Annotated in this window: 16 protein-coding genes; 6 read left to right on the top strand and 10 right to left on the bottom strand. The window is 68.7% G+C overall.

Annotation, left to right across the window (positions count from 1 at the left end; genetic code table 11):
* Positions 1-13 precede the first annotated feature (13 nt).
* The 4 genes from OH804_RS18720 to OH804_RS18735 are packed head-to-tail and all read right to left on the bottom strand — an operon-like array spanning position 14 to position 4,313.
* Positions 14-1,237: a mandelate racemase/muconate lactonizing enzyme family protein gene (locus tag OH804_RS18720; RefSeq protein ID WP_196921911.1), complete on the bottom strand. Its 1,224-nt coding sequence runs from the start codon at positions 1,235-1,237 to the stop codon at positions 14-16.
* A 1-nt stretch (position 1,238) separates the two neighbouring features.
* Complete coding sequence (locus OH804_RS18725) at positions 1,239-2,066, bottom strand: carbohydrate ABC transporter permease (RefSeq protein WP_196921910.1); 828 nt, start codon at positions 2,064-2,066, stop codon at positions 1,239-1,241.
* Positions 2,066-3,046 carry a carbohydrate ABC transporter permease gene (locus tag OH804_RS18730; protein WP_196921909.1) on the bottom strand — a complete coding sequence of 327 codons (981 nt, stop codon included), beginning with the start codon at positions 3,044-3,046 and terminating at the stop codon, positions 2,066-2,068. Before OH804_RS18730 ends, OH804_RS18725 begins: the two co-directional genes overlap by 1 nt.
* 4 nt (positions 3,047-3,050) lie before the next feature.
* Positions 3,051-4,313 (bottom strand): ABC transporter substrate-binding protein, encoded by a 1,263-nt coding sequence (locus tag OH804_RS18735; RefSeq protein WP_406058445.1) that lies wholly within the window; start codon positions 4,311-4,313, stop codon positions 3,051-3,053.
* Between the two features lie 147 nt (positions 4,314-4,460).
* On the opposite strand from OH804_RS18735, the gene OH804_RS18740 reads away from it, so the two are divergent.
* On the top strand, positions 4,461-5,231 hold the full coding sequence (locus tag OH804_RS18740; protein WP_406058447.1) for a FadR/GntR family transcriptional regulator: 771 nt from the start codon (positions 4,461-4,463) through the stop codon (positions 5,229-5,231).
* A 72-nt stretch (positions 5,232-5,303) separates the two neighbouring features.
* Here the strand turns inward: OH804_RS18740 and OH804_RS18745 are convergent, their stop codons facing one another.
* The 3 genes from OH804_RS18745 to OH804_RS18755 all read right to left on the bottom strand — a co-directional run bounded on the left by OH804_RS18745 (position 5,304) and on the right by OH804_RS18755 (position 10,049).
* Entirely contained in the window at positions 5,304-6,617 is a 1,314-nt protein-coding gene (locus tag OH804_RS18745; protein WP_406058449.1) for an RICIN domain-containing protein, read from the bottom strand.
* Positions 6,618-7,127: 510 nt separating this feature from the next.
* On the bottom strand, positions 7,128-8,594 hold the full coding sequence (locus OH804_RS18750; protein WP_406058451.1) for an endo-1,4-beta-xylanase: 1,467 nt from the start codon (positions 8,592-8,594) through the stop codon (positions 7,128-7,130).
* A 468-nt stretch (positions 8,595-9,062) separates the two neighbouring features.
* Positions 9,063-10,049, bottom strand: coding sequence for a PaaX family transcriptional regulator C-terminal domain-containing protein (locus OH804_RS18755; protein ID WP_406058453.1), 987 nt, complete (start codon positions 10,047-10,049; stop codon positions 9,063-9,065).
* 250 nt (positions 10,050-10,299) lie between these two features.
* Here OH804_RS18755 and OH804_RS18760 point away from each other — a divergent pair, with 250 nt between their 5' ends.
* Entirely contained in the window at positions 10,300-11,649 is a 1,350-nt protein-coding gene (locus tag OH804_RS18760) for a PHB depolymerase family esterase (protein ID WP_196921903.1), read from the top strand.
* An 82-nt stretch (positions 11,650-11,731) separates the two neighbouring features.
* On the opposite strand, the gene OH804_RS18765 is transcribed toward OH804_RS18760, so the two are convergent.
* Positions 11,732-13,306, bottom strand: coding sequence for an arabinofuranosidase catalytic domain-containing protein (locus OH804_RS18765; protein ID WP_196921902.1), 1,575 nt, complete (start codon positions 13,304-13,306; stop codon positions 11,732-11,734).
* A 187-nt stretch (positions 13,307-13,493) separates the two neighbouring features.
* Complete coding sequence (locus OH804_RS18770) at positions 13,494-15,329, bottom strand: RICIN domain-containing protein (RefSeq protein ID WP_196921901.1); 1,836 nt, start codon at positions 15,327-15,329, stop codon at positions 13,494-13,496.
* A 301-nt stretch (positions 15,330-15,630) separates the two neighbouring features.
* Here OH804_RS18770 and OH804_RS18775 point away from each other — a divergent pair, with 301 nt between their 5' ends.
* The 4 genes from OH804_RS18775 to OH804_RS18790 all read left to right on the top strand — a co-directional run bounded on the left by OH804_RS18775 (position 15,631) and on the right by OH804_RS18790 (position 20,449).
* Positions 15,631-16,869 (top strand): extracellular solute-binding protein, encoded by a 1,239-nt coding sequence (locus OH804_RS18775; RefSeq protein WP_406058456.1) that lies wholly within the window; start codon positions 15,631-15,633, stop codon positions 16,867-16,869.
* A gap of 150 nt (positions 16,870-17,019) precedes the next feature.
* Positions 17,020-17,859, top strand: coding sequence for a sugar ABC transporter permease (locus tag OH804_RS18780; protein WP_307788629.1), 840 nt, complete (start codon positions 17,020-17,022; stop codon positions 17,857-17,859).
* On the top strand, positions 17,856-18,680 hold the full coding sequence (locus OH804_RS18785) for a carbohydrate ABC transporter permease (protein ID WP_196921898.1): 825 nt from the start codon (positions 17,856-17,858) through the stop codon (positions 18,678-18,680). The genes OH804_RS18780 and OH804_RS18785 overlap by 4 nt, the downstream gene beginning before the upstream one ends.
* Before the next feature lie 56 nt (positions 18,681-18,736).
* Positions 18,737-20,449, top strand: coding sequence for an amylo-alpha-1,6-glucosidase (locus tag OH804_RS18790; protein WP_406058459.1), 1,713 nt, complete (start codon positions 18,737-18,739; stop codon positions 20,447-20,449).
* 10 nt (positions 20,450-20,459) lie between these two features.
* Here OH804_RS18790 and OH804_RS18795 read toward each other — a convergent pair whose 3' ends face one another.
* Positions 20,460-21,473 carry a LacI family DNA-binding transcriptional regulator gene (locus tag OH804_RS18795; protein WP_196921896.1) on the bottom strand — a complete coding sequence of 338 codons (1,014 nt, stop codon included), beginning with the start codon at positions 21,471-21,473 and terminating at the stop codon, positions 20,460-20,462.
* Positions 21,474-21,538 lie beyond the last annotated feature (65 nt).

Below are 21,538 nucleotides of genomic sequence, written 5' to 3' on the forward strand. Positions count from 1 at the left end.
TCTGGTGGTCAGCTCAGTGCCGTACGGTCGGCGACACCTCGTTGCGGGAGTTCAGCGGCACGACCGGCACCTGGCGGGTGGGGATCACCCCGTCGACCCCGGCCAGCAACCGTCGTCCGGCCCGCTCCGGCCGAACGTTGGGGCTGTCGGCCGTCTGCGCCTGCGGGCGGCGGTTGGCCGCCCGGATCCGCTCCTCGTCCACCCGGACCCCCAGCCCCGGTGAGTCGCCGAGGATGAAGGCGCCATCCTCGACGTGCAGGTCGATGGAGACACCAACCGGAGAGTGCAGGTCCTGCAACTCGCTGGTCAGGTGGTTCGGCACCGAGGTCGCGGCGTGCAGCAGCCCGACCGGGCTGTTGCCGATCGGGCTGACCGGCAGGTCATGGGCGTGGGCCAGGGCGGACGCGCGCAGGAAGTGGGTGACCCCCCAGACGGCCGCCATCTGGACGATGTCGACAGCGCCGGCGGCGATCAGCGGGCGGAACTGTTCGAGCCCGGTGAGGTTCTCACCGGTGGCGACCGACGCGGACACGCCTCGGCTGACCGCGGCGAGGCCCTCGGCGTCCCAGCGCCGGACCGGCTCCTCGATCCAGATGAGATCCAGGGTGCGTTCCAGCTCGCAGACGTGCCGGACGGCCTGCTTGCGGGTCCACGCCTCGTTGACGTCGAGCATCAGGCCCGGCCGTCGACCGTGCCCGGCCTCGGTCAGGACCTCCTTGACCAGGCTCAGACGGTGCCGATCGCTCTCGATGTCGAGGCCGCCCTTGAGCTTGGCCGCTCGCAGGCCGTGGCTCGCGTAGACCTCGTACTCCGCGACGAGTTCGTCGTCGGTGAGCCCGATGTCCAGCCCGGACGCGTAGGCGGTGACCCGCCGGTCCCGTCCGCCCAGCAGCCGCCACAGGGGTTCGCCGGCGGCCTGCGCCTTGATGTCCCAGAGTGCGGTGTCCAGAGCGCCGATGGTGCCGAACACCGGCCCCGCGTGACCCGCCTTGAAGGTGTGCCGCAACATGCGGTCGTACAGGGACGTCACGGCCCGGGGGTCTTCGCCCTCGATGGCTGGGAAGATCCGCTCGATCTCGACGTGCGGCCCGAGGCCGACTCCCGAGATGCCCTCGTCGGTGTCGACGATGACGATCGAGACCGGGACCACCCCGTCGGCGAACACACCGTTGGCGTCGCCGACTGGTCGGCCCCATTCCTGGACCGTGGAGAGCGTCCGATATCCCGTGATCCGCATGTCAACCCTTCGTGGAACCGGCGGCCACGCCGTCGGCAATTTGGCGCTGGAGGAACAGGTAGACCAACAGGACGGGTATCGCGGCGATCAGCACTCCGGAGGCGAAGGTGGGGATGTTGTCGGAGTACTGACCGCGCAACGAGGTCACACCGATCATGAGCGTCCGGTGATCGGCCGACGGCATCATCACCAGCGCCATGAGGACGTCGTTCCAGCAGAACAGGGCGTTGAGGATGCCGACCGACAGCAGCGCCGGGGTGCCCAGGGGCAGCATGATCCGGCGGTACACGCCGTACACCGTGTTGCCGTCGATGCGCGCGGCGTCGACGATCTCCGGCGGAATGCCCTTGTAGTAGCTGGTCATGAGAAAGACCGTGAAGGGCAGGAACTGGGCCACGTAGACGAGGATCAGCCCGGGGTACGTGTCGATGAGCGCGGTGTCGGCCATGATCCGGGCGAGCGGCACCATGATCACCTGGAACGGGATGAAGAGCCCCGCGAGGCAACCCAGGAACAACGCCGACGAGCCGCGGAACCGCAGTTGGCTCAGGGCGAAGCCGGCCATCGACCCGAACAGCAGCAGCAGGAGCACCGACACCGTCACCACGAACAGCGAGTTGACGAAGTAACGGCCCATGCCGACGCTGTTCCACGCCGTGCTGATGTTCTCCCAGCGCAGGGCGTCGGTCAGGCCGAACCGGTCGAGGATGTAGTCACGCCGGGTCTTCATCGCGACATTGGCGGTGAACAGCAGGGGGTAGATCGTCGCCAGGGCGAGCAGCGACATGGGGATGGCGACCAACCACCGTCCCAGGTGGAGGCGAGACATCAATCCTCCTTTCCCGATCGTTCGAGCAGCTTGATCTGCAACAGCCCCACCACGAGCATGATCATGAAGAGGATCGTCGACGCGGCCGAGGCGAGAGCCGGACGGTTCATCTGGCCCTGCTGCTTCCAGATGTAGAACTCCGGCAGGTACGTCGACCCCTCCGGCCCGCCGCTCGTCATCACGTATAGCAGCCCGAACATCGAGGTCAACATGCCGATCATCGTGGTCACGAAGACGAACTGGATAGTGCGTGAGAGGCTCGGGACGATCACGTGCCAGACCACCTGGCGCAGCGACGCCCCGTCCACCCGGGCGGCGTCCAGCAGCGCGGGGTCCAACGTGGCGAACCCGGCGAGGAACACCACAAGAGCCATGCCGAAGGTGGCCCAGATGTGCACGCCGACCACCATGAACATCGCGATGCCCGGGTCACCGAGCCAGTCGATCGGCTCGACACCGACCGACCCGAGGACGGCGTTGAGCGGGCCGTCGAAGGCGAGCAGCAGGTTGAAGATCGCACCGACGATGACAGGTGAGAGCACCGCGGGGAAGAAGTAGACGCTGCGGTAGAAGCGGTGACCGGGCACCCGCAGGTAGATGAACGTCGCGAGCAGACCGGGGATCGCCACCGCCACCGGCAGCAGAAGAACCAGCAGCCCGACGTTCTTCAGCGCGGTCTGGAACAGCGGGTCGGCGAAGAGCTCGCGATAGTTGCCGAACCCGACCGCCGTCCCGTTCTGCGCACCGTCACCGGTGAAGGAGAAGTTGACCCCGAGGAGCAGCGGGTAGAGCCGCAGCAACACGATGATCAGGACGGCCGGAAGGACAAGGATGTAGGGGGCGAAGCGCTCGGCCCGCGGGCCGCCACGGGTGCGACGGGGTCGTGCTCCATGCCGCTGCGCGGCGGGGGTGACCGCCGCCCCGCCGGTCCGTCCGGCCGAAGCCGGACGGACCGTCGGTTGCGTGTTTCCGATCGGCACGAGGTCAGCCCGCCTGGTCGGAAGCGGCCAACTGCTTCACCACCTCGTCGACGGTGACCGAACCGCTGAGCAGCTGCTGGGAGAGGCGCCCCATCAGGTCCAGCGTCTTCGAGGAGAGCGCCACGTGCAGAGCGGGCTTGCCACTCTTCAACTCGCTGACGATCGTGGAGACCGCGGGCCCGCCCGCCGACACGTCGATGGTGGTGTCGGCGGCGATCGCGCCGGCGTCGGCGTAGAAGGCCTTCAACGCGTCGGCCGAGCTCAGGGAGCGCGCCAGGTCGGCGGCCACCTTCGGGTCCTTCGTCCACTTGGCGACCGCGTAGCCGATGCCACCGTCGTACGGGAGACTCGGGGTGGTGCCGGCGGTGACGACCGGGGCCTTCATGACGCCGAGCTTCTCCGCGGTCAGGAACTCGTTGAAGTCCTGCCAGTGCCCCACGTCCGACATCAGACCCATGACGTGGGCGGCCTTACCGGACTGGAAGAGCGCGAAGGAGTCGTTGAACATGGCGGTCGAGTTGGCCCCGTCGCTGTTCATCTTCTTGTCGCCGGCCTCCTTCCAGGTCTGGAAGATCCGCTTGACGTTGGGCGAGTTCCAGTCGCGCTTGCCGGCGATCCAGCCGTCGTACTCCGCGGCGGTGAGGGTGGTAGAGCCCAGGCTGGAGAGCCAGAACTGGATGCCGACGCCCTCCTTGTTGCCGAGGGCGAAGCACTTGGCGCCGGCCTTGGCGATGGCGGCGCAGTCGGCGACGAACTTGTCCCACGTGGTGGCCGGGCTCGCCGGGTCGAGGCCGGCCTTCTGGTAGATCTCCTTGTTGTAGTAGATGGGGTAACCCTGGAGCGTCACCGGGGCGGCGTAGGTCTTGCCGTCCTTGGCGAAGGCCTCCCAGCCGGCCAACCGCTGCTTGTCCTCGGCCACGTACTCGTCGAGGGGCACCAGCGCGTCCACCCGGTCGCGGATCTGACCGCCACCGTTGAACAGCATGACGTCCGGGCCCTTGCCGGACTGGATCGCCGCACCGAGCAGGGTGTAGTACTGGTCGAAGGGCTGTGCGACGAACTCGACCTCGACGTCGGCGTGCTTCTTCTTGAAGTCGGCCTTGGCCTTGTCCAGATAGGATTTGGCGAATGGCTCACCGGACTTCCAGTCCCACACCACCAACTTGCCGTCCGAGCTGGTTGACTTGCCCGAATCGCTAGCACTTCCACAACCGGCCAGGGCCAGGCCCACAACGAGGACGGCCGACCATATTGCGCGCTGTCTCATCGATTGTCACCTCTGTATGGGGGGTGGCCGGCGGGTGCCCCGCGAGCCAAATGTTGACCGGAAGGTAACTCGTATGACGTGTGACGTCAACAGTCGGCCGTACACTGGCCCAGACGTCGTGCCACGGCGAGCCATTCGGAGGGGGACATGACGCCACCGCAGGAGACAGCCCTGAACAGCCCGGGGACCCCGGCGTGGGTGCGTCGGCCGACCAACCTCGCCAGGGCGGTCACCGCCGAACTGGTGGAACGCATCGTCCGCGGCGTACACCCGTCCGGAACGTCCCTGCCCCCCGAGCCGATCCTCTGCGAGACCTTCGGCGTGAGCCGGACCGTCGTCCGAGAAGCAGTGAAGATCCTTCAGGAGAAGGGGCTGGTCCAGGTCCGCCAGGGCGCCGGCACCATGGTCACCCCACCGTCGCACTGGGACATGCTCGACGAACTGGTCCTCGCGGCGACCATCGCCGTGGACGACAGCCTCGCCATCCTCGACGACCTGGTCGTCACCCGCCGGGTGCTGGAGTCCGACATGGCGAACGTCGCCGCCCGCCTCGCCGACGCCGAGACCGTCGATCGACTACGGGCCATGGTGGACCGGATGGACGAACTCGTCGACGACCACGTCACCTACCACGACCACGACCGGGCCTTCCACGACACGATCATGCAGGCATCCGGGAACCGCATCGCCCGTGGTGTCGTACGCGCGCTGGAGAGCCAGGTCATCAACACCGCCCGGTACATGGGCCGCACCGAACGCGCGTTGTGCGTGGCGTCCAACCAGGGTCACCGACGCATCTACGAGCGCATCGCCGCCCACGACCCCAACGGTGCCGCCGACGCGATGTTCACCCACATCACCGAGGCCTGGCTGGTCCGCCGCAGTGGCTCGGGGAGCCCCGTCCGCCTCGAACGCTGACCGTCCCCGGCAACCGACGGCGCCCACCCCCGAGGTACGGGAGTGGGCGCCGCCGGTTGAGGCCGACAGGTGTCACGAGAACTGGGCGAAGAACCTCCAGATCTCACCCTTGGTCCAGGTCGTGATGCCGCTCTCGGCGTAGGTGCCGTCCACCGGGCCAGGCATGTGGCCGTTGTCGTACGCGGCCCACTGCACCGGGTAACCGGCCCGGCAGCCTGAGTACGTGGTCGTGACGTGCGTGCGGCTGCCGGCCGCCGGCTCGCGCGGGCTCTGTGCTGTGCAGCCGTTGTTCCGGACGAACGTGTCGCGCAACGCCCGGCCACCCGAGATGCCCAGCACGTTGTCCGAGATGCCGTGCAGCCCGAAGTACGCGATCGGCTGCGTACCGCCACTGCAACCGCTGATCTGCCCACCGGAGATGACCGCCACGGCGCGGAAGACGTTGGCCCGCGCACAGGCGACGGCGTAGCTCATGCCGCCACCCCAGCTGAAGCCGAGCGCGAACCGCTGCCTCGGGTTGACACAGAGGCTGCTCTCGATCCGGCTGATCATGTCGTCGACGAAGACGATGTCCTCACCGCCGGAGTTGCCCCAGCCGTTGCCGAATCCCTGGGGCGCGACCAGGATCGCGCTGTTGTTCGACTGCTCCTGCTGCCCGTAGTAGGACCACGCGGTCCCGCTGGTGCCGCCGGAGGAGATCTCCTGCATGGTGCCGCCCCGCCAGTGGAAGGCGAAGATCAGCCGGTAGGGGTTGCTGTTGTTGTAGTTGGCGGGCACCCGCAGGATGAAGGTTCGGCTCTTGCCGTTGCTCTGGATCGTGTGCGTGCCGCTGGCCAGCGCCGGCGCCTTGCCGCACCCGCTGCCACCCGTCGGGGGTGGCGTCGTGGGGTCGGTCCCGCCGTCGACGCGGACGAGTTGCCACTGCTGGTTGGTGCCGCCCCAGTCGGCGTACTGAACGACGTTTCCGCCGTCGGCGGTGGAGGCGCCCTGCACCTCGACGGCCTTGTTGCTGTTGCGGTTGATCAGCCGAACGTAGCCACCGTCCGAGTCGGCCAGCCGGAACTGCTGGTTCGTCCCGTTGAGGTCGGACCACTGCACGATCGCCCCGCCGTCGGCGGTGGAGAAGCCGCTGACGTCGAGCACCTTGCCCGAGTGCCGAGACTTGACCCGGTAGTAGCCACCCCCGGAGTCGACGAACTGCCACTGCTGGTTGGCGCCGTTGTTACGCGTCCACTGGCTGATCCGGGCGCCGTCGTTGGTGGCCGAGGCGTACAGGTCCAACGCCTTGCCGCTGTTCCGGTTCACCAGGGCGTACCAGGCGTTGGTGTCCACTGTCGCTGCCGCCGCGGGTGCCGCGTTGACCGCGACGAGTGTGCTGGCTGCCATGACCGCGGCCGCCGCCACGGCCAACCCTGACTGCCAGCGACGTCTCTGTCGAGAGGCGGGACGAGCCTCACCGAGGGCTTTCATGGTCCACTCCTTCGATCGGGGTCACCCACGAGCGGAACGCCCGCGCGTGCCCTGGCGTGCGTGCCGGCGTCGTGGTGGTGGCGTCAGCACGTCTGGGGTGTTGGGTGCGGGCATCCGCGGCCGACGGCGTACGTCGATGGCGATGCCACGATCCGGGCTTCGTGGCAGGCCCGCGCCCAAGCCGCGCGGTGCGACGTCGTGGCTCCCGGCGGCCGGGTGGCCCGCGGGGTGAAAATTAGCGGGTAATACGTCATACGTCAAACGATCGGTATCGATCCGCGCGGTCACTGACAGCGGCAACCTGACGGCCACGGCGGCCCGCCCCCGAGAGGGCGGGCCGCCACTCGTCACACCTCGCCTGGGCGGGCGCCGGCCGGATCCCGAACGGCCGGCAGCTCCCGCTTCCCCAGTCGGTGACGGCGGTCGTCAGCCGATCCGGACCAGTTGCCACTGCTGGTTGTTGCCACCCCAGTCGGCGTACTGAACGACGTTCCCACCGTCGGCGGTGGAGGCGCCCTGCACCTCGACGGCCTTGTTGCTGTTGCGGTTGATCAGGCGTACGTAGCCGTCGGCCGAGTTCGCGAGACGGAACTGCTGGTTCGTGCCGTTGAGGTCGGACCACTGCACGATCGCGCCACCGTCGGCGGTGGAGAAGCCGCTGACGTCGAGCACCTTGCTGGAGTTGCGGGACTTGACCCGGTAGTAGCCGCCCCCCGAGTCGACGAACTGCCACTGCTGGTTGACGCCGTTGTTACGCGACCACTGGCTGATCCGCGCCCCGTCGTTGGTGGCCGAGGCGTACACGTCCAGCGCCTTGCCGCTGTTCCGGTTCAGCAACACGTACCAGGCGCTGGTGTCCACCCCGGAGCCCGGCGGGGGCGTGGTGGGCGGCGTCGAACCGCCGTTGAGGGCGTCCAGAACGGCGGTGTACGCGGCCTTCTTGTTGCCGTTGCAGTCGAACAACAGAGCGTTGTCCGAACCACGCCACGAGTCGCAGTCCCGCACGCCCCAGGTGGTGATGCCTGTGCAGCGCGAGACGGCCAGGCAGGCGCGGGTGACGGCGCCGTAGATGTTTGCCTGGTTGCCGCCGGTCATCACGTCCAGCTCGGTGATCTGCACATCCACACCGAGATCAGCGAAACGCTGCAGGTTGGCCTGGTAGTCACCGGCCAGCGAGGTGCCCAGGTGCGACTGGAAACCCACGCAGTCGATCGGCACGCCACGGGACTTGAAGTCCCGCACCATGTTGTAGATCCCCGTCGACTTCGCGTTGATCCCGTCGGTGTTGTAGTCGTTGTAACACAACTTCGCACCCGGATCCGCCGCCCGCGCCGCCCGGAACGCCGCCTCGATCCAGTCGTTGCCCGTGCGCTGAAGGTTCGAGTCCCGACGTCCACCACCGCCGCCATCGGCGAACGCCTCGTTCACCACGTCCCACGAGTGGATCTTGCCCCGGTAGTGCGTCGCGACCTGCGTCACGTGGTTGATCGCCGCGTTCCGCAACGCGGTGCCGGACATGCCCTGCGCCCAACCCGGCTGCTGTGCGTGCCACAGCAGGGTATGACCCCGCACGCTCATCCCGTTGGCCTGCGCATGGCTGACCAGACGATCACCACCGGAGTGGTTGAACTGGCCCTGCGACGGCTCGTTGGATGCCCACTTCATCTCGTTCTCGGCCACGACACTGTTGAACTCACGGTTCAGAATCGTCGTGTACGCGCCGGTGGAGAGCTTGCCGGTCGCGACGGCAGCGCCGAAGTAGCGACCCTTCTCGGCGGCGGCCGCCTTCAGGGTCGTGCCGGCGCCGGATGCGGGAGTCAGCGCCACCGTCATACCGGTGGTGAGGGCGACGGCGATGGTCGCCGCCGCCAGCATCGTTCTCATGGGTTTCATGGCGTTCCTTTTCAGTGGTTGCATCGGTGGTGGTGATGTGCCACTTCACTCGGGGCGACTGATCGGGCCGGTCATCCTGGCCGCCCGGCATCAGCACGCACAGTCCGAGAGGGCTGTCGCCGGCAACTGCCGGGTCCCGAGTGACGTCCGCATGCCCTTGCGGACGTTGTGATCGGAGGTTCGACCCGTGCGGCTCGCCCGGTGAGCCACGGGAACGATCGTCCTCTATATCGAGAGTGAGCGATAACATGCCGTTCGTCAAGACGTAACGGGCCGTTCACGCCGATCTCCCGGAACGCCACGTTTCGGCCGGGTACCAAACGCCCAGGGCAACCACGCTCAGCCGCCCCGCGATCAGCGGACGAGTCGTACCACCGCGCCGCTCGGGGCACGCCGGACGGCAACCCTGTTATCGCTCACAGTCGCCGGCCGCTACTCGTCGCGGTTCACGAGCCCCCGGTAGCCGAGCTACTCGGAGACGGCCTGCGCCGGGTCGGCGTCGGCGCGTATTCCGGCGACCAGGTCGGCGGTGGTGTGCGCCTGGATGCCGGGCTGCGTGGCGTCGGCGAACCGCTCGACGACCGCCCGGACGTGTCGCTCGGCGGGTGCGGCGAGGCCGTCGTAGACGGCCTCGAACAGCTCCCGCGCCGGCTGCCTGAGCCATTCGGAGGGGAGGAGTTCCACCGGCAACTGCGGATCGAGGACGGGGAAACGCCGGAAGGTGTCCATGACCTCGGTACGGGCCCGCACCGCGGCGGCGCCGTCGACCTGCCCGGACACCACCCCGGGCAACAGGGGCGTCCAACGCCGGAGGAACGTGTCGTAGCTCCGGCTGATCGCCTCGATGTCCCAGGCCTCGATCGGCGCACGGTGAGTGGTCGAGGCGAGCGCGGTCTGCCGCCCACGAAACACCGTCACGGCACCGAGGGTGAGCCGGTCGAGTTCAGCCCGAGCCGCGGGAGTCAGCTCCTGCGGCGAGATCCACAGACCGTCGTACAGCGGCGCGTAACCGAGCCACCGCAGTTGCGCTCGCAGGGCCCGACGCTGCGTACTGCGATCCTGCGGCAGCGAGAAGGCGACGATCGTCCAGCACCCGTCCCAGCGCGCCGTGGAGGTGGTGGAGGAGAGGATCCAGTGCCCTCCGGCGGAGAGGTTGGCGGCGGCGGCGCGGCTGAGCCGGTAGGAGCTTCGCCGCCCCAGTCGACTGCCCTCCAACACGCCGCGGCGGGCCAACCGGCTGATCGCGGTACGCGCTCCGGCCGTCGTCACGCCGGTCTCCCCGAGCAACGCGACGATGGCGGCGGACGGGAGGGCGACCCGGGTCCGCAGCGTGTAGTCCGCCAACAGGGTCACCGCGACGCCCTGGGGTGAGTTGCCGACCTGCCTGCGGGGCAGCCGGAGCGGGTGGTCTCCATCGTCCGGATAGATCTCGTCGATGTCGAAGAGGCTTGCCACAGGCGCTCCGTGCTCCTCGGGGACGGTATGACGACTGTAGACGGACCTCCACGACCCGTCACAAATAGAGATTCCTCGATTGACACTTGTTGGACCGAGGGGAACACTAATTGCCACGCGACGCCATCCGAAGCCGGGCTGGGCGAGCCACAGGTAGCGGGCAGCGTGCGACCACCGCGGGAGTCGGGCAGACCCGCGACCGGATCGCACGGCCAATCCAGCCTGCACAGGCAATCGAAGGAGTCGTCAGTTGAGAATCAGAAGGAAACTGCTAATCGCCCTGGCCGCGTCACTGGTGGCGGCCGGCATGGTGGTCCCCACGGTCGGGCCCGCGTACGCGGCGTCACTGACCGAGGTGACCAGCTTCGGTGACAACCCGGGCCGAATGCGCATGCACGTCTACGTGCCGGACAACCGTCCGGCCCGGCCGGCGGTCGTGGTGGCCATGCACGGCTGCGGCGGTTCCGGCCCGGGCTTCTACTCCGGGAGCGAGTTCGCCAGCCAGGCCGACCGGTACGGATACATCGTGATCTACCCGTCCGCGACCCAGCAGGCCGGCTTCGGCAACTGCTTCGACACCTGGTCGGACGCCGCCAAGCGGCGTGGCGGAGGCAGCGACCCGGTGTCGATCATCTCGATGATCCGGTACGTGCAACAGCAGTACGCTGCCGATCCGGACCGGGTCTACGCCACCGGCAGCTCGTCCGGCGGGATGATGACCAACCACATGCTGGCGCTCTACCCCGACGTGTTCAAGGCCGGCGCCGCGTTCATGGGCGTGCCGTTCAACTGCTTCGCCAACGCGGCGGACTACCCGCCCGGGAGCAGCCAGTGCACCGGCGGGAACATGAACCGGACCCCGCAGCAGTGGGGCGACGCGGTCCGCCAGGCGTACCCCGGCTACTCCGGGCCGCGCCCGCGGGTACAGCTGTGGCACGGCACCAACGACACGCTCGTGCCGTACTCGCTGTTGCAGGAGGCGATCGAGCAGTGGACCAACGTGTTCGGGCTGAGCCAGACACCCACCTCCACCGACACGCCCCAGGCCAACTGGAACCGGCGCCGGTACGCCGACAGCGGCGGCACCGTCCAGGTCGAGGCGTACAGCATCCAGGGGGCCGGGCACAGCCTGCCCTCCGGCGGCATGGCCGCGTCCGCCATCGCGTTCTTCGGACTGACCAACCCCACGACGCCGCCGCCGACCACCCCGCCCCCCACCACGCCACCCCCGACCACCCCGCCCCCCACCACGCCGCCGCCGACCACCCCGCCGCCGACTTCCGGCGCCTGTCGGGTGACCGTCGACGTCAACGCCTGGAACACCGGGCTGACCGAGAACATCACCGTCACGAACACCGGCACCAGCGCCGTCAACGGCTGGTCCGTGGTCTTCACCCTGCCGGGTGGGCAGACCATCACCTCGGGTTGGAACGCCACCTACTCGCCCAGCTCGGGCCAGGTGACGGCCCGCAACGTCGCCTACAACGGCGGCATCCCCGCCAACGGCTCGGTGAGCTTCGGCTTCCAGGCCACCCACACCGGTAACAACGCCCGACCGTCCTCGTTCACCCTCAACGGCGCGTCCTGCACTGTCGCCTGAGACGGTATCGACGTCCACCCGCGCGTGCGCCGGTCACCACCTGGTGGTGACCGGCGCACGACTCGTTCGGGCGTCGCCAGGATCAGCGGTATCCGGCGGTCACCACGCTGGCCTGCACGGCGTTCTCGGTCGCGTCGGACGGATAGCCGGAGACCATGGCCCCCTCGTAGAAGGTGCCGGCGCTCAGGTTCGCGCCGCCGTCGGGCTTGCAGCAGTCACCGCCACTGCCCAGGATGATCGCGCCCTGCTTCTTCATCGGGCTGTATCCCGGCGGGAGCGAGCCGTCGTACAGCGTGTAGAGGCTGCCGGCCTGCGCGTCACTGCCCTTGATGGCGAACCGGGTCGTGCCGTTGTTCTTGAGCGTCGCGGTGACGAACTTGCTGGTGAACGCCCGTTGGTTCGGGTTCCAGGAGCTGCTGCCGCCTGGGAAGAGACCCCACTCGAGGTCGGCCTGCACCCAGGGGCCGCTGCCGGAGCAGCCGCCGAACCAGCACTGCTTACTGAAGTTGATGGCGTCCATCGCCCCGGCGGCGTCGGCCTTCCTGGTGGTCTCGCTGTTGCCGTAGTCGAAGCAGCAGCCACTGTTGACGTGGGTCCCGCTGGTCACCATGTACATGCCCTCGGGTGCCGCGCCGGTCGGCACGCCGGTGAGGTGCCCGTCGCGCCAGTAGCTGTTGCCGGGGTTGATGTAGAGCGAGTACGCCTTCGCGCCGCCCACGGTCAGCGACTCCGAGGTCGCGATCGCCGGCCTGCTCTGCGGGGAGCCCGGAACGACGCTCGACCCCTGGTACCAGAGGTCGTTGCCGCGCCCGGACTGGTCGAAGACGACAGTGATCACGCAGGTCGTGCCGGAGCAGAACGAGTCCTGCGTCGCCGCGTTGGCGGTGCCACCGGTCCCCGTGAGCCCGATGTTGCGGGTCGTGTTGTCCGACGAGCGTCGGACCTGGTAGAGGTTGCCGGCGTACGCCTCGTAGAGCGCCCGCGTGGTGCTGTGCGCCGCGATGCACGGGGTGCCGCCGGAGGCGTAGATGTCACAGGGCCGCGCGCCGGTCGGCGGGTTGGTCGGCGGCGGTGTGGTGGTCGGCGAGGCCCACTGCTGGTTGGCGCCGCCGTTGCAGGCCCAGAGGATGACCTTGGTGCCGTTGGCGGTGGCGGCGCCGTTGGCGTCGAGGCAGAGCCCGGACTGCACGCCGGTGATGGTGCCGTTGCTGTTGACGTTCCACTGCTGGTTGTTCTGGCCGTTGCAGTCCCAGATGATCACCTGGGTGCCGTTGGCGGTGCCGCGGCCGGAGGCGTCCAGGCACTTGTTGCCGTACACCTGGAGTTGTTTGGTCGACGTCCACGTCCAGGTCTGGCCGGCACTGCCGTTGCAGTCCCAGAGTTGCGTCTGGGTGCCGTTGGTGGTGCTGGAGTTGGGCACTTCGAGGCAGCGGCCGGACGGCGTACCGACGATCGGGGTGCTCTGCCCCGGCGCGATGGCGGCCGCCATCGGGGCGGCGGCTGCCTCGGCGATCGGCGACGGGGCACCGGGGGCGGCGCCGATGCCGACGAGCACGCCGACCAGCGCGGCCGCCAGGGCGGTCAGACGTCGGGCGCGACGACGTCTCGGGACGAGATCACGGGCTGTTCCTGGCCCGAGGGGGGACGGGGTTCGCACGAGGTGGCTCCTCGGAGTCGTGGAAGCGCGGTGGGGGTGTCGACGCGCCACGGGGGGCGGTGGCGGTGGCGAATCGATTCGGAGCGAATCGTATGACCTTTAATTAATTCATGTCAATGAATACGGTGGCGAGGTGGTGCGCTGGACGTTGGGCGGACGACCAGCGCACCACCTCTCCCCGGGACGCCTACCGACCCAGGAGCCGCCACGTCTGGTTCAACGGGCTGCCCTGGTTGGCCGCCCTGCAGGTCCACTGGTGGACAAGCGCGCCGGCCGCCGTGGAGACCGCGTTGACATCGACACACTTGCCGCTGTGCCGGGCGACGAGTTGGTAGTCGTGCGAGTCGTTGCCCGAGTAGGTCACCTTGCGCAGCGTGAACTGCTGGTTGAGGCTGTTCAGGCAGGTCCACTGGTGCACCGCCGCGCCGTCGGCGGTGGACACGCCGCTGACGTCGAGGCACTTGCCGCTCTGCTGGTTGACCACGGTGTAGGTGTTGGCCACACCGGCGACCGGGCGGAAGTTCCAGAGCTGCTGGTCACCGCCGTCGCAGTAGTTCTGCTGTTGGACGTTGCCGTCGGCGGTGCTCAGGCCGGCGTTGTTCAGGCACTGCTGCGAGTGTTGGGCCACCGCCACCGACTGGAAGCCACCGTCGGAGGGGGGCAGCAGCGTGACGGTGTAGGTGTCGGTCTGGTTGGTGTACGGCACTGTCACTGTGACGTTGTTGTTGGACACCCCGACCACGCTGTTCGAGACCGTGACCGGCCCCGCCACGGCGCCGCCACCGTTGTGCGGGATGCGTTGGGTGAGCACCCGGACCTGGCTGTTCTGCACGATGCCGCTGGTGGTGTCCAGGCGTTGCAGGTTGACGGTCAGGTTCCCGGTGGTACGACCACCGCCGATGAGCACCTTCGCCACCCCGGCCGTCTTCGTGGCGTACGCGTCGTACGACTGGCTGGGGGTCACCGCGACGTTCTCCCCGACCTGGGAGGCGTAGTAGCGGTAGTTCCACCACTCCCCCTTGGGCTGGTGCTGGCCGGCCGAGTTACGGATCAGCAGGTTGCCGAGGTCGTTGTGCAGGCTGCCGCCGCTGGCCCAGTTGGCCCGCAGACCGTCCGCCCGCGCCCGCTCCAGACGTGCGATGTACCAGGCGCCGTCGGCCGGGTTCTGCTCGTCGGGCGCGCCGTACTCGTTGATCTGGTACGGACGCGGGTGGGCGATGCCGCGCGGGTCGAGGGTGGCGTTGGCGGCGGCGACGTTCGCGACCGGGTCACCGGGCAGCGAGTGCCAGCTGATGATGTCTGGCACCGTGTTCGTCGAGCGGACGAAGTCCAGGTACTGGTTCCAGAAGGCGTGGTTGGTCGACGGTACGCAGGCACAGCTCGGCCCGACGATGAGCTGGCTGGGGAACTCCGCCCGGATGCGCTGGTAGGTCCGACGCCACAGTTCGAGGTACTGGGAGATCGGCCGGTTCCAGAAGATGGTGATGTTGGGCTCGTTCCAGATGTCCCACTGCACCGACAGCCCGGACGCGCGGACGTCGTTGATCAGGCGGGTCAGGAAGTTGTCGTAGTCGGTCCAGTTGCCGTTGTCACCGGGGAAGCGGGAGATTCCGGCGCCGTCGGCACCCCAGAGGTCGTGCGGCAGGATGATGAACTTCCCACCGAGGGCTGTGGTCCGACGTGCCTGGGCGAGTGTGGAGTTCCAGCGCCGGTCGTAGGTTCCGCCGACCCAGCCGCTCCCCGGCAGCTGCGCGCCGCCGGCGCGCATGTACTGGAACTTGACGTCCCGGTAGAAGTGGTCGGCGGGCCCGCTGGCGTTCTCGGTCATGCCGTAGATCCAGCCGGAGGCGCGGTAGGTCGGCGCGCCGTTGGTGGTGGCGAAGTTGACGCTTATCGACTCGTCGGCGGCCTGGGCGGGGGACGAGGCGACGGTGACGGCGGCAGCGGCGGCGAGCAGGCCGACGACGAGTCGGGCCACGAACACACGGGCTCGTCCTGACCTGCTGCGGGACGGGGTTTTCACGGGCGGCTCCTTGGTGGGGCGCGGGGGACGCTCTCCGGAGGGCAGCGCTTGCGAATCGATTCGCACGGATCGTAGGACCGGAGACTGAACCGTGTCAATGCAGTGACGGTGCGGTAACGCCCATGTTGCCCAGCGATCCCCCCAGCACGGTCAACTGACTCTTGACCCCTGGGCATGGCCAGACCTATCTTCGGGCGAACCGATTCGTCGAATCGATTCGCCGCATGGTTGGACTGGTCCAACCCGCGACGATCACCCCACACACGCCCCACCTGACGATCGATTTGAAGTGAGGCAACACATGACCGGACTCAGTCGTCGGCGGCGCCTGGCCGCCGTCGCCGTGATAGCTCTCGCCGCAGTGACAGGCAGTGCCTGCTCGTCGTCCGCCGACGGCCCCGCCGACGGCGGCGCCTACCTCGTCTGGGACCCGTATCCACAGTTCGCCGACGACTCCGAGTGGGTCGCGCTGCTCAAGAGGTGCGGCACCTCCGCGGGTGTCTCGGTCGAGCGAACCGGCTACGACACCACCGACCTGACAAACAAGGCGCTGCTCGCCGCCCAGCAGGGAAACTCACCGGACGTGCTGATCGTGGACAACCCGGTCATCTCGACTCTGGCCGAGGCCGGTGCGCTCACCACCACCGACGACAACAAGCTGGACGTCTCGGCCATGGAGAAGAACCTGCTCGGCGCCGGCCAGAGCGACGGCAAGACCTACGGGGTGCCGATCGGGGCGAACACCCTCGCCCTCTACTACAACAAGGATCTCCTCACCGCCGCCGGCGTCGATCCCGCCGCCGTCAAGGACTGGACGTCACTGACCGCGGCACTGACCAAGGTCAAGGCCAAGGGGAAGAAGGGCATCACCTTCTCCGCGATCGGCACCGAGGAGGGCAGTTTCCAGTTCCTGCCCTGGTTCTGGGGCTCCGGTGCCCAGCTGACCAGCCTCGACTCACCGCAGGCGGTGTCCGCGCTGACGCTCTGGACCGACTGGCTCAAGCAGGGTCACGCCCCGAACTCCGTCATCAACAACACCCAGACCACGAGTTGGCAGGAGTTCGCCACCGGCAACTACGCGTTCGCCGAGAACGGCACCTGGCAACTGGCCAACGCGGAGAAGCTCGGCTTCTCGTACGGCACGATCGCGATCCCGGCCAGCGCGGGCGGGCCCGCCCCGGCGCCCACCGGTGGTGAGTTCGTCTCCATTCCGGTGCAGAAGAACACCGGCCGGTACGAGACCTCGCAGAAGCTCGTCGCCTGCCTGACCAACGCCGACAACCTCCTCACCACTGACACCACGCTCTCCTACGTCGCACCCGTCGCCGCCGTTCAGGAGCGACAGGCCACCGCGGACCCCAAGCTCAAGGTCTGGGTGGAGGCGGTCCGGGCCGCCAAGGGCCGCACCGGCGACGACCTCGGCACGAAGTACCCGAAGATCTCCGAGGCGCTGTGGACCGCCGTGCAGTCGGCCCTCAGCGGGGGCAAGTCGCCACAGGAGGCGTTGACCGCCGCGCAGACCGCCGCCACGACCAGGTAAGCGAACCGAACCGACACCATGCCCCCCACGACAGAGACCTCCACCGCCGTACGAGACCAGGGTGGGGCGGCGACCGCCGCCCCACCCGGGCCTCCCCCGTCCCGTGCCCGCCGGCCCAGCCGATGGTGGGCGTGGGGCTTCCTGGCACCCGTGACCCTCTACCTGGCGGCCTTCTACGCCTACCCGCTCTACCGCAACGTCGAGTTGAGCCTGCGGGAGTACACAGTCCGCTCGTTCGTGCAGGGCGGTGCCCCCTTCGCTGGCCTCGACAACTACCGGGCCGTGCTGACCGACCCGGCCTTCGGGCCGACGCTGACGCACACAGTGGTCTTCACCGCGGCCTCGCTCGCCTTCCAGTTCACCATCGGCATGGCCCTGGCCCTCTTCTTCTACAAGCACTTCCCGCTGTCGCGCACGTTGCGGGCGCTGATCCTCGTACCGTGGCTGCTGCCGCTGATCGTCTCGGCGTCGACCTGGTCGTGGATGCTCAACAGCGACTCGGGGCTGGTCAACACGGCGCTCGGCGTCGTCGGGATCGGCCCGGTCAACTGGCTCACGTCGCCGGGCTGGTCGCTGACCTCGGTGATCATCGCGAACATCTGGATCGGCATCCCGTTCAACCTGGTGGTGCTCTACAGCGGCCTCCAGGCGATCCCGACGGAGATGTACGAGGCGTCCGCGCTCGACGGGGCGACGGGGTGGCAACGGTTCTGGGGGATCACCTTCCCGTTGCTGCGTCCCGTCTCCCTGATCACCCTGCTGCTGGGGCTGATCTACACGCTGAAGGTCTTCGACATCATCTGGATCATGACGAAGGGCGGTCCGACCGGTTCCTCGGCGACACTCGCCACCTGGTCGTACCGGCTCGGCTTCGGCAACCTGCTGCCCGAGTTCGGCCCCGGCGCGGCCATCGGGAACCTGCTCATCGTGCTGGCCCTGATCGCCGGCCTCCTCTACATCCGGATCGAGCGGAGGCAGCAGCTGCGATGACCACCTCGACGCCTCGGGCCTGGTGGAAGACCGGCGTCGGCCTGGTACTGACCGGGCTGATGCTCTTCCCCGTCTACTGGATGATCAACGTGTCCTTCACCCGGGACCAGGACATGCGGGCCACTCCCCCGCACCTGTTCCCCACCAACGGCACCCTCGACGGCTACCGGGCGGTGCTCGACCAGCAACTGCCGTACCTCGGCACCAGCTTCCTGGTCGGTCTCGGCACCGTGGCGCTGACAGTGGCGCTGGCCGCCCCCGCCGGCTACGCGTTGGCGAAGCTCCGGCCGCCCGGCGGCCCGGCGCTGAGTTTCGTGCTGCTGATCGCGCAGATGATCCCGGGGATCATCATGGCGATGGGCTTCTACGCCATCTACCTCACCCTCGGCGTCCTCAACACACTGCCCGGCCTGATCCTGGCCGACACCACGCTCGCGGTGCCGTTCGCTGTCCTGATCTTCACGGCCTTCATGTCCGGCATCCCCGACGAACTGCTCCAGGCCGCCGTGGTCGACGGCGCAGGTCGACTGCGGACCTTCTGGTCGGTAGTGCTGCCGGTCAGCCGCAACTCGATCGTCACGGTGTCGCTCTTCGCGTTCCTGTGGTCCTGGTCGGACTTCATCTTCGCGTCGACCCTGGCCGGCGGCGGCGACCACCAGCCGATCACCCTCGGCATCTACCACTACATCGGCAACAACAACCAGCAGTGGAACGCCATCATGGCCACCGCCGTCGTCGCCTCGATCCCCGCCGCCGTCCTACTGATCCTGGCCCAACGGTACGTCTCGATGGGCGTGACCGCTGGCGCCGTGAAGGACTGACCATCCGCGGCGGTCCAGGACCGACCACCCGCACCACAGAAAGGCACCCGCCACCCATGACCGTCGCCCCGTCCGGTCCGGAGTTCGGAATCCAGGACATCCCGTTCAGCTACCGCGGATCCTGGTTCAACATCTCCCCGGTGGTAGCCGAGAAGACGTACGCCGACGATCTGCACCTGGTCTCCCACCAGACCGGGCTGCACCCCGTCCTGCGGCTCGCCCCCACTGTCGCCGGCACCACTGTCGTCGCCACACCCGCGCTGCTGACCTGGCGCAACGGGGCCGACCGGATCGAGGCCGTCTACGACGGGGCGGACACCCTGCGGATCCGGGGCCACCGGCTCGGCCTGCGGGTGGCCGCCGCCGCGCACACCCTCACCCCGTTCAGCGGGACCTACCTGTACGCCGACCCGGTCGACGGATCACACGTGTTCACCTCGTACGAGACCGGTCGCCGCTACCGGATCACAGTGCTCTCCGGCGCTCTGTCGCGAACCGACGGAGCGCAGGCTCTCGGCACCGCCGACCGGTCCCTCGACCTTTCCGGCGACCAGCCCTGGGAGATCGCGATCGAGGAGTACGCAACGGCACGCCGCCCGTACACCCGATCCGTCAGCTTCGAGCAGTTGTGCCGCGACCGGATCGCGGAGTTCACCGCGTTCGTCGACGCGATCGCGCCCTGGCGCGGTCCGGAGACGCCGGCCGCCGAACTGGCCGCGTACGTCCTGTGGTCGGCAACCGTCGCCCCGGCGGGCTTCGTCACCCGGCCGGCCGTCCTGATGTCCAAGCACTGGATGGACAAGGTGTGGAGCTGGGACCACTGCTTCAACGCGATCGCCCTGGCGGCCGGCGAGCCGGAGCTGGCCTGGCACCAGTTCCAGTTGCCCTTCGACCACCAGGACGAGGCCGGCGCCCTCCCCGACTCGGTCACCCACTCCGAGGTCCTGCACAACTACGTCAAGCCCCCCATCCACGGCTGGGCCCTGCGTCACCTGCGCCGACGCCTTCCCCAGCCACCGGACCGGGCGGCGCTGGCGCAGACGTACGACCGGCTTGCCCGCTGGTCGGAGTTCTGGCTCGACGCGCGGCGCGCCCCCGGCCACGACCTGCCGCACTACCAGCACGGCAACGACAGCGGATGGGACAACGCCACCACCTTCGACGACAACCGGGTCCTCGAGACGGCCGACCTCGCCGCGTTCCTGGTCTCGCAGCTCCGCTGCCTCGCCGACCTCGCGACCGAGCTGGGCGAGCCCGCCGCCCGCTGGTCCGAAGAGGCCGACCGGATCCACGGGGCCATGCTGCGCGACCTGTGGGACGGCGAGCGCTTCTGCGCCCGTGACCCCCGCACCGGGCGCTCGCGCAGGAGCCGCAGCCTGCTCGACCTGATGCCCGTCGCGCTCGGGGCCGACCTGCCGGCCCCGGTCGCCGCCGCACTGGCGCGCGGCGTCGAATCCCACCTCACCACGCACGGGCTGGCCACCGAGCCGACGGACTCGGCCCACTACCTCGCCGACGGCTACTGGCGGGGCCCGATCTGGGCGCCCTCCACGGTGCTGGTCGAGGACGGCCTGCGCCGGGCCGGGCAGACCAGGATCGCCGACGACATCAGTCGGCGTTTCCTCGCGCTGTGCGAGAAGTCCGGCTTCGCGGAGAACTTCGACGCCGAGACCGGCACCGGACTCCGGGACCGCGCCTACACCTGGACCGCCAGCAGCTATCTCATCCTCGCCGCCGCTCAGGAGGAACGGCGGGTCCGGGGCGGGTAGCCGGGTCGGATCAGCGGGCCCGGACCGGGCCGGTGCTGGAACGCAACGAGATGGGTGGGCTGTAGAGGCGGTGTCGGGGGACGGCGCCGGGAGCCGCGATGATCTCCAGCAACAGCGACACCGCCTCGGCGCCCATCTCGACCATCGGCACGTCGGCGGCGGTCAGCGGCGGGCGGAAGTCCTCCGCCCAGTGCTGCGCGGCGACTCCGGTGACGGAGAAGTCGCGTGGCACCGACAGCCCGGCGCCGGTCAACGCGCGCTGCATTCCGGGCAGTGCGGCCTCGTTGATGGTGGCCACCGCCGTGACCTCCGGGTGCGTCGCGAGCAGCTGCTCCATACATGCCTCGCCGGAGGCGGTGTCGTCGCCGCTGCAGACCTCCACGCCGGTCAGCCCCCGCTCCGCCGCCGCCGCACGAAACCCGGTCAGCGCGCGATGACTGGGGCCGTAGCCGGCGGCCACCAGCTCGGCGGACCGGTTCACCAGTGCCACGTGCCGGTGCCCCAGGTCGGCCAGGTGCTGCACGCAACGGGCGATCAGCCCGGCGTAGTCGATGTCGATCCAGCTCATCCCGTGCGGCTCGGCGGTCCGGCCGATCGTGACGAACGGCAACCCGGCCTTGGTCAGGCGGGTCACCCGGTCGTCCGTCAACCGGATCTCCATGAGGACCACGCCGTCCACCCGGCGCCCGGTGACGATCCGCTCGAACGACCGGTCATGGTCGCCACCGGATGGGGACAGCAGCACGTCGAGGTCATGGCGGGCGGCGGCCTCGACGACGCTGGCGACGAAGCCCAGCTGCATGTCGGTCAACCGCTGGCTCGCCGGTGGGATGACCAGCCCGAGGGTGCGGGTGCGCCCCTCCTTGAGAGCACGGGCGCTGGCGTTCGGCCGGTAGTCCAACTCGTCGATGACCGACTGGATCCGTTGCCGGGTCGCCTCCGACACGCTGCGTTTTCCGCTGAGCACGTAGGAGACGGTGCTGCGGGACACCCCCGCCCGGCGAGCGATCTCCCCGATGTTCATCAATCGCCCTCGAATCGATTTCTGCCCCGACACGGGGACGCACCTTGCTCCGCTGACCAGCATAT

Source organism: Micromonospora sp. NBC_00860 (assembly GCF_045207375.1).
GTDB classification, from domain to species: domain Bacteria; phylum Actinomycetota; class Actinomycetes; order Mycobacteriales; family Micromonosporaceae; genus Micromonospora; species Micromonospora vinacea.

Bases quoted from the DNA above. Each gene is read 5' to 3' on its own strand.
- OH804_RS18720 (WP_196921911.1), bottom strand. From the start codon at position 1,237: ATGCGGATCACGGGATATCGGACGCTCTCCACGGTCCAGGAATGGGGC.
- OH804_RS18725 (WP_196921910.1), bottom strand. From the start codon at position 2,066: ATGTCTCGCCTCCACCTGGGACGGTGGTTGGTCGCCATCCCCATGTCG.
- OH804_RS18735 (WP_406058445.1), bottom strand. From the start codon at position 4,313: ATGAGACAGCGCGCAATATGGTCGGCCGTCCTCGTTGTGGGCCTGGCC.
- OH804_RS18740 (WP_406058447.1), top strand. From the start codon at position 4,461: ATGACGCCACCGCAGGAGACAGCCCTGAACAGCCCGGGGACCCCGGCG.
- OH804_RS18745 (WP_406058449.1), bottom strand. From the start codon at position 6,617: ATGGCAGCCAGCACACTCGTCGCGGTCAACGCGGCACCCGCGGCGGCA.
- OH804_RS18750 (WP_406058451.1), bottom strand. From the start codon at position 8,594: ATGAAACCCATGAGAACGATGCTGGCGGCGGCGACCATCGCCGTCGCC.
- OH804_RS18775 (WP_406058456.1), top strand. From the start codon at position 15,631: ATGACCGGACTCAGTCGTCGGCGGCGCCTGGCCGCCGTCGCCGTGATA.
- OH804_RS18785 (WP_196921898.1), top strand. From the start codon at position 17,856: ATGACCACCTCGACGCCTCGGGCCTGGTGGAAGACCGGCGTCGGCCTG.
- OH804_RS18790 (WP_406058459.1), top strand. From the start codon at position 18,737: ATGACCGTCGCCCCGTCCGGTCCGGAGTTCGGAATCCAGGACATCCCG.
- OH804_RS18795 (WP_196921896.1), bottom strand. From the start codon at position 21,473: ATGAACATCGGGGAGATCGCTCGCCGGGCGGGGGTGTCCCGCAGCACC.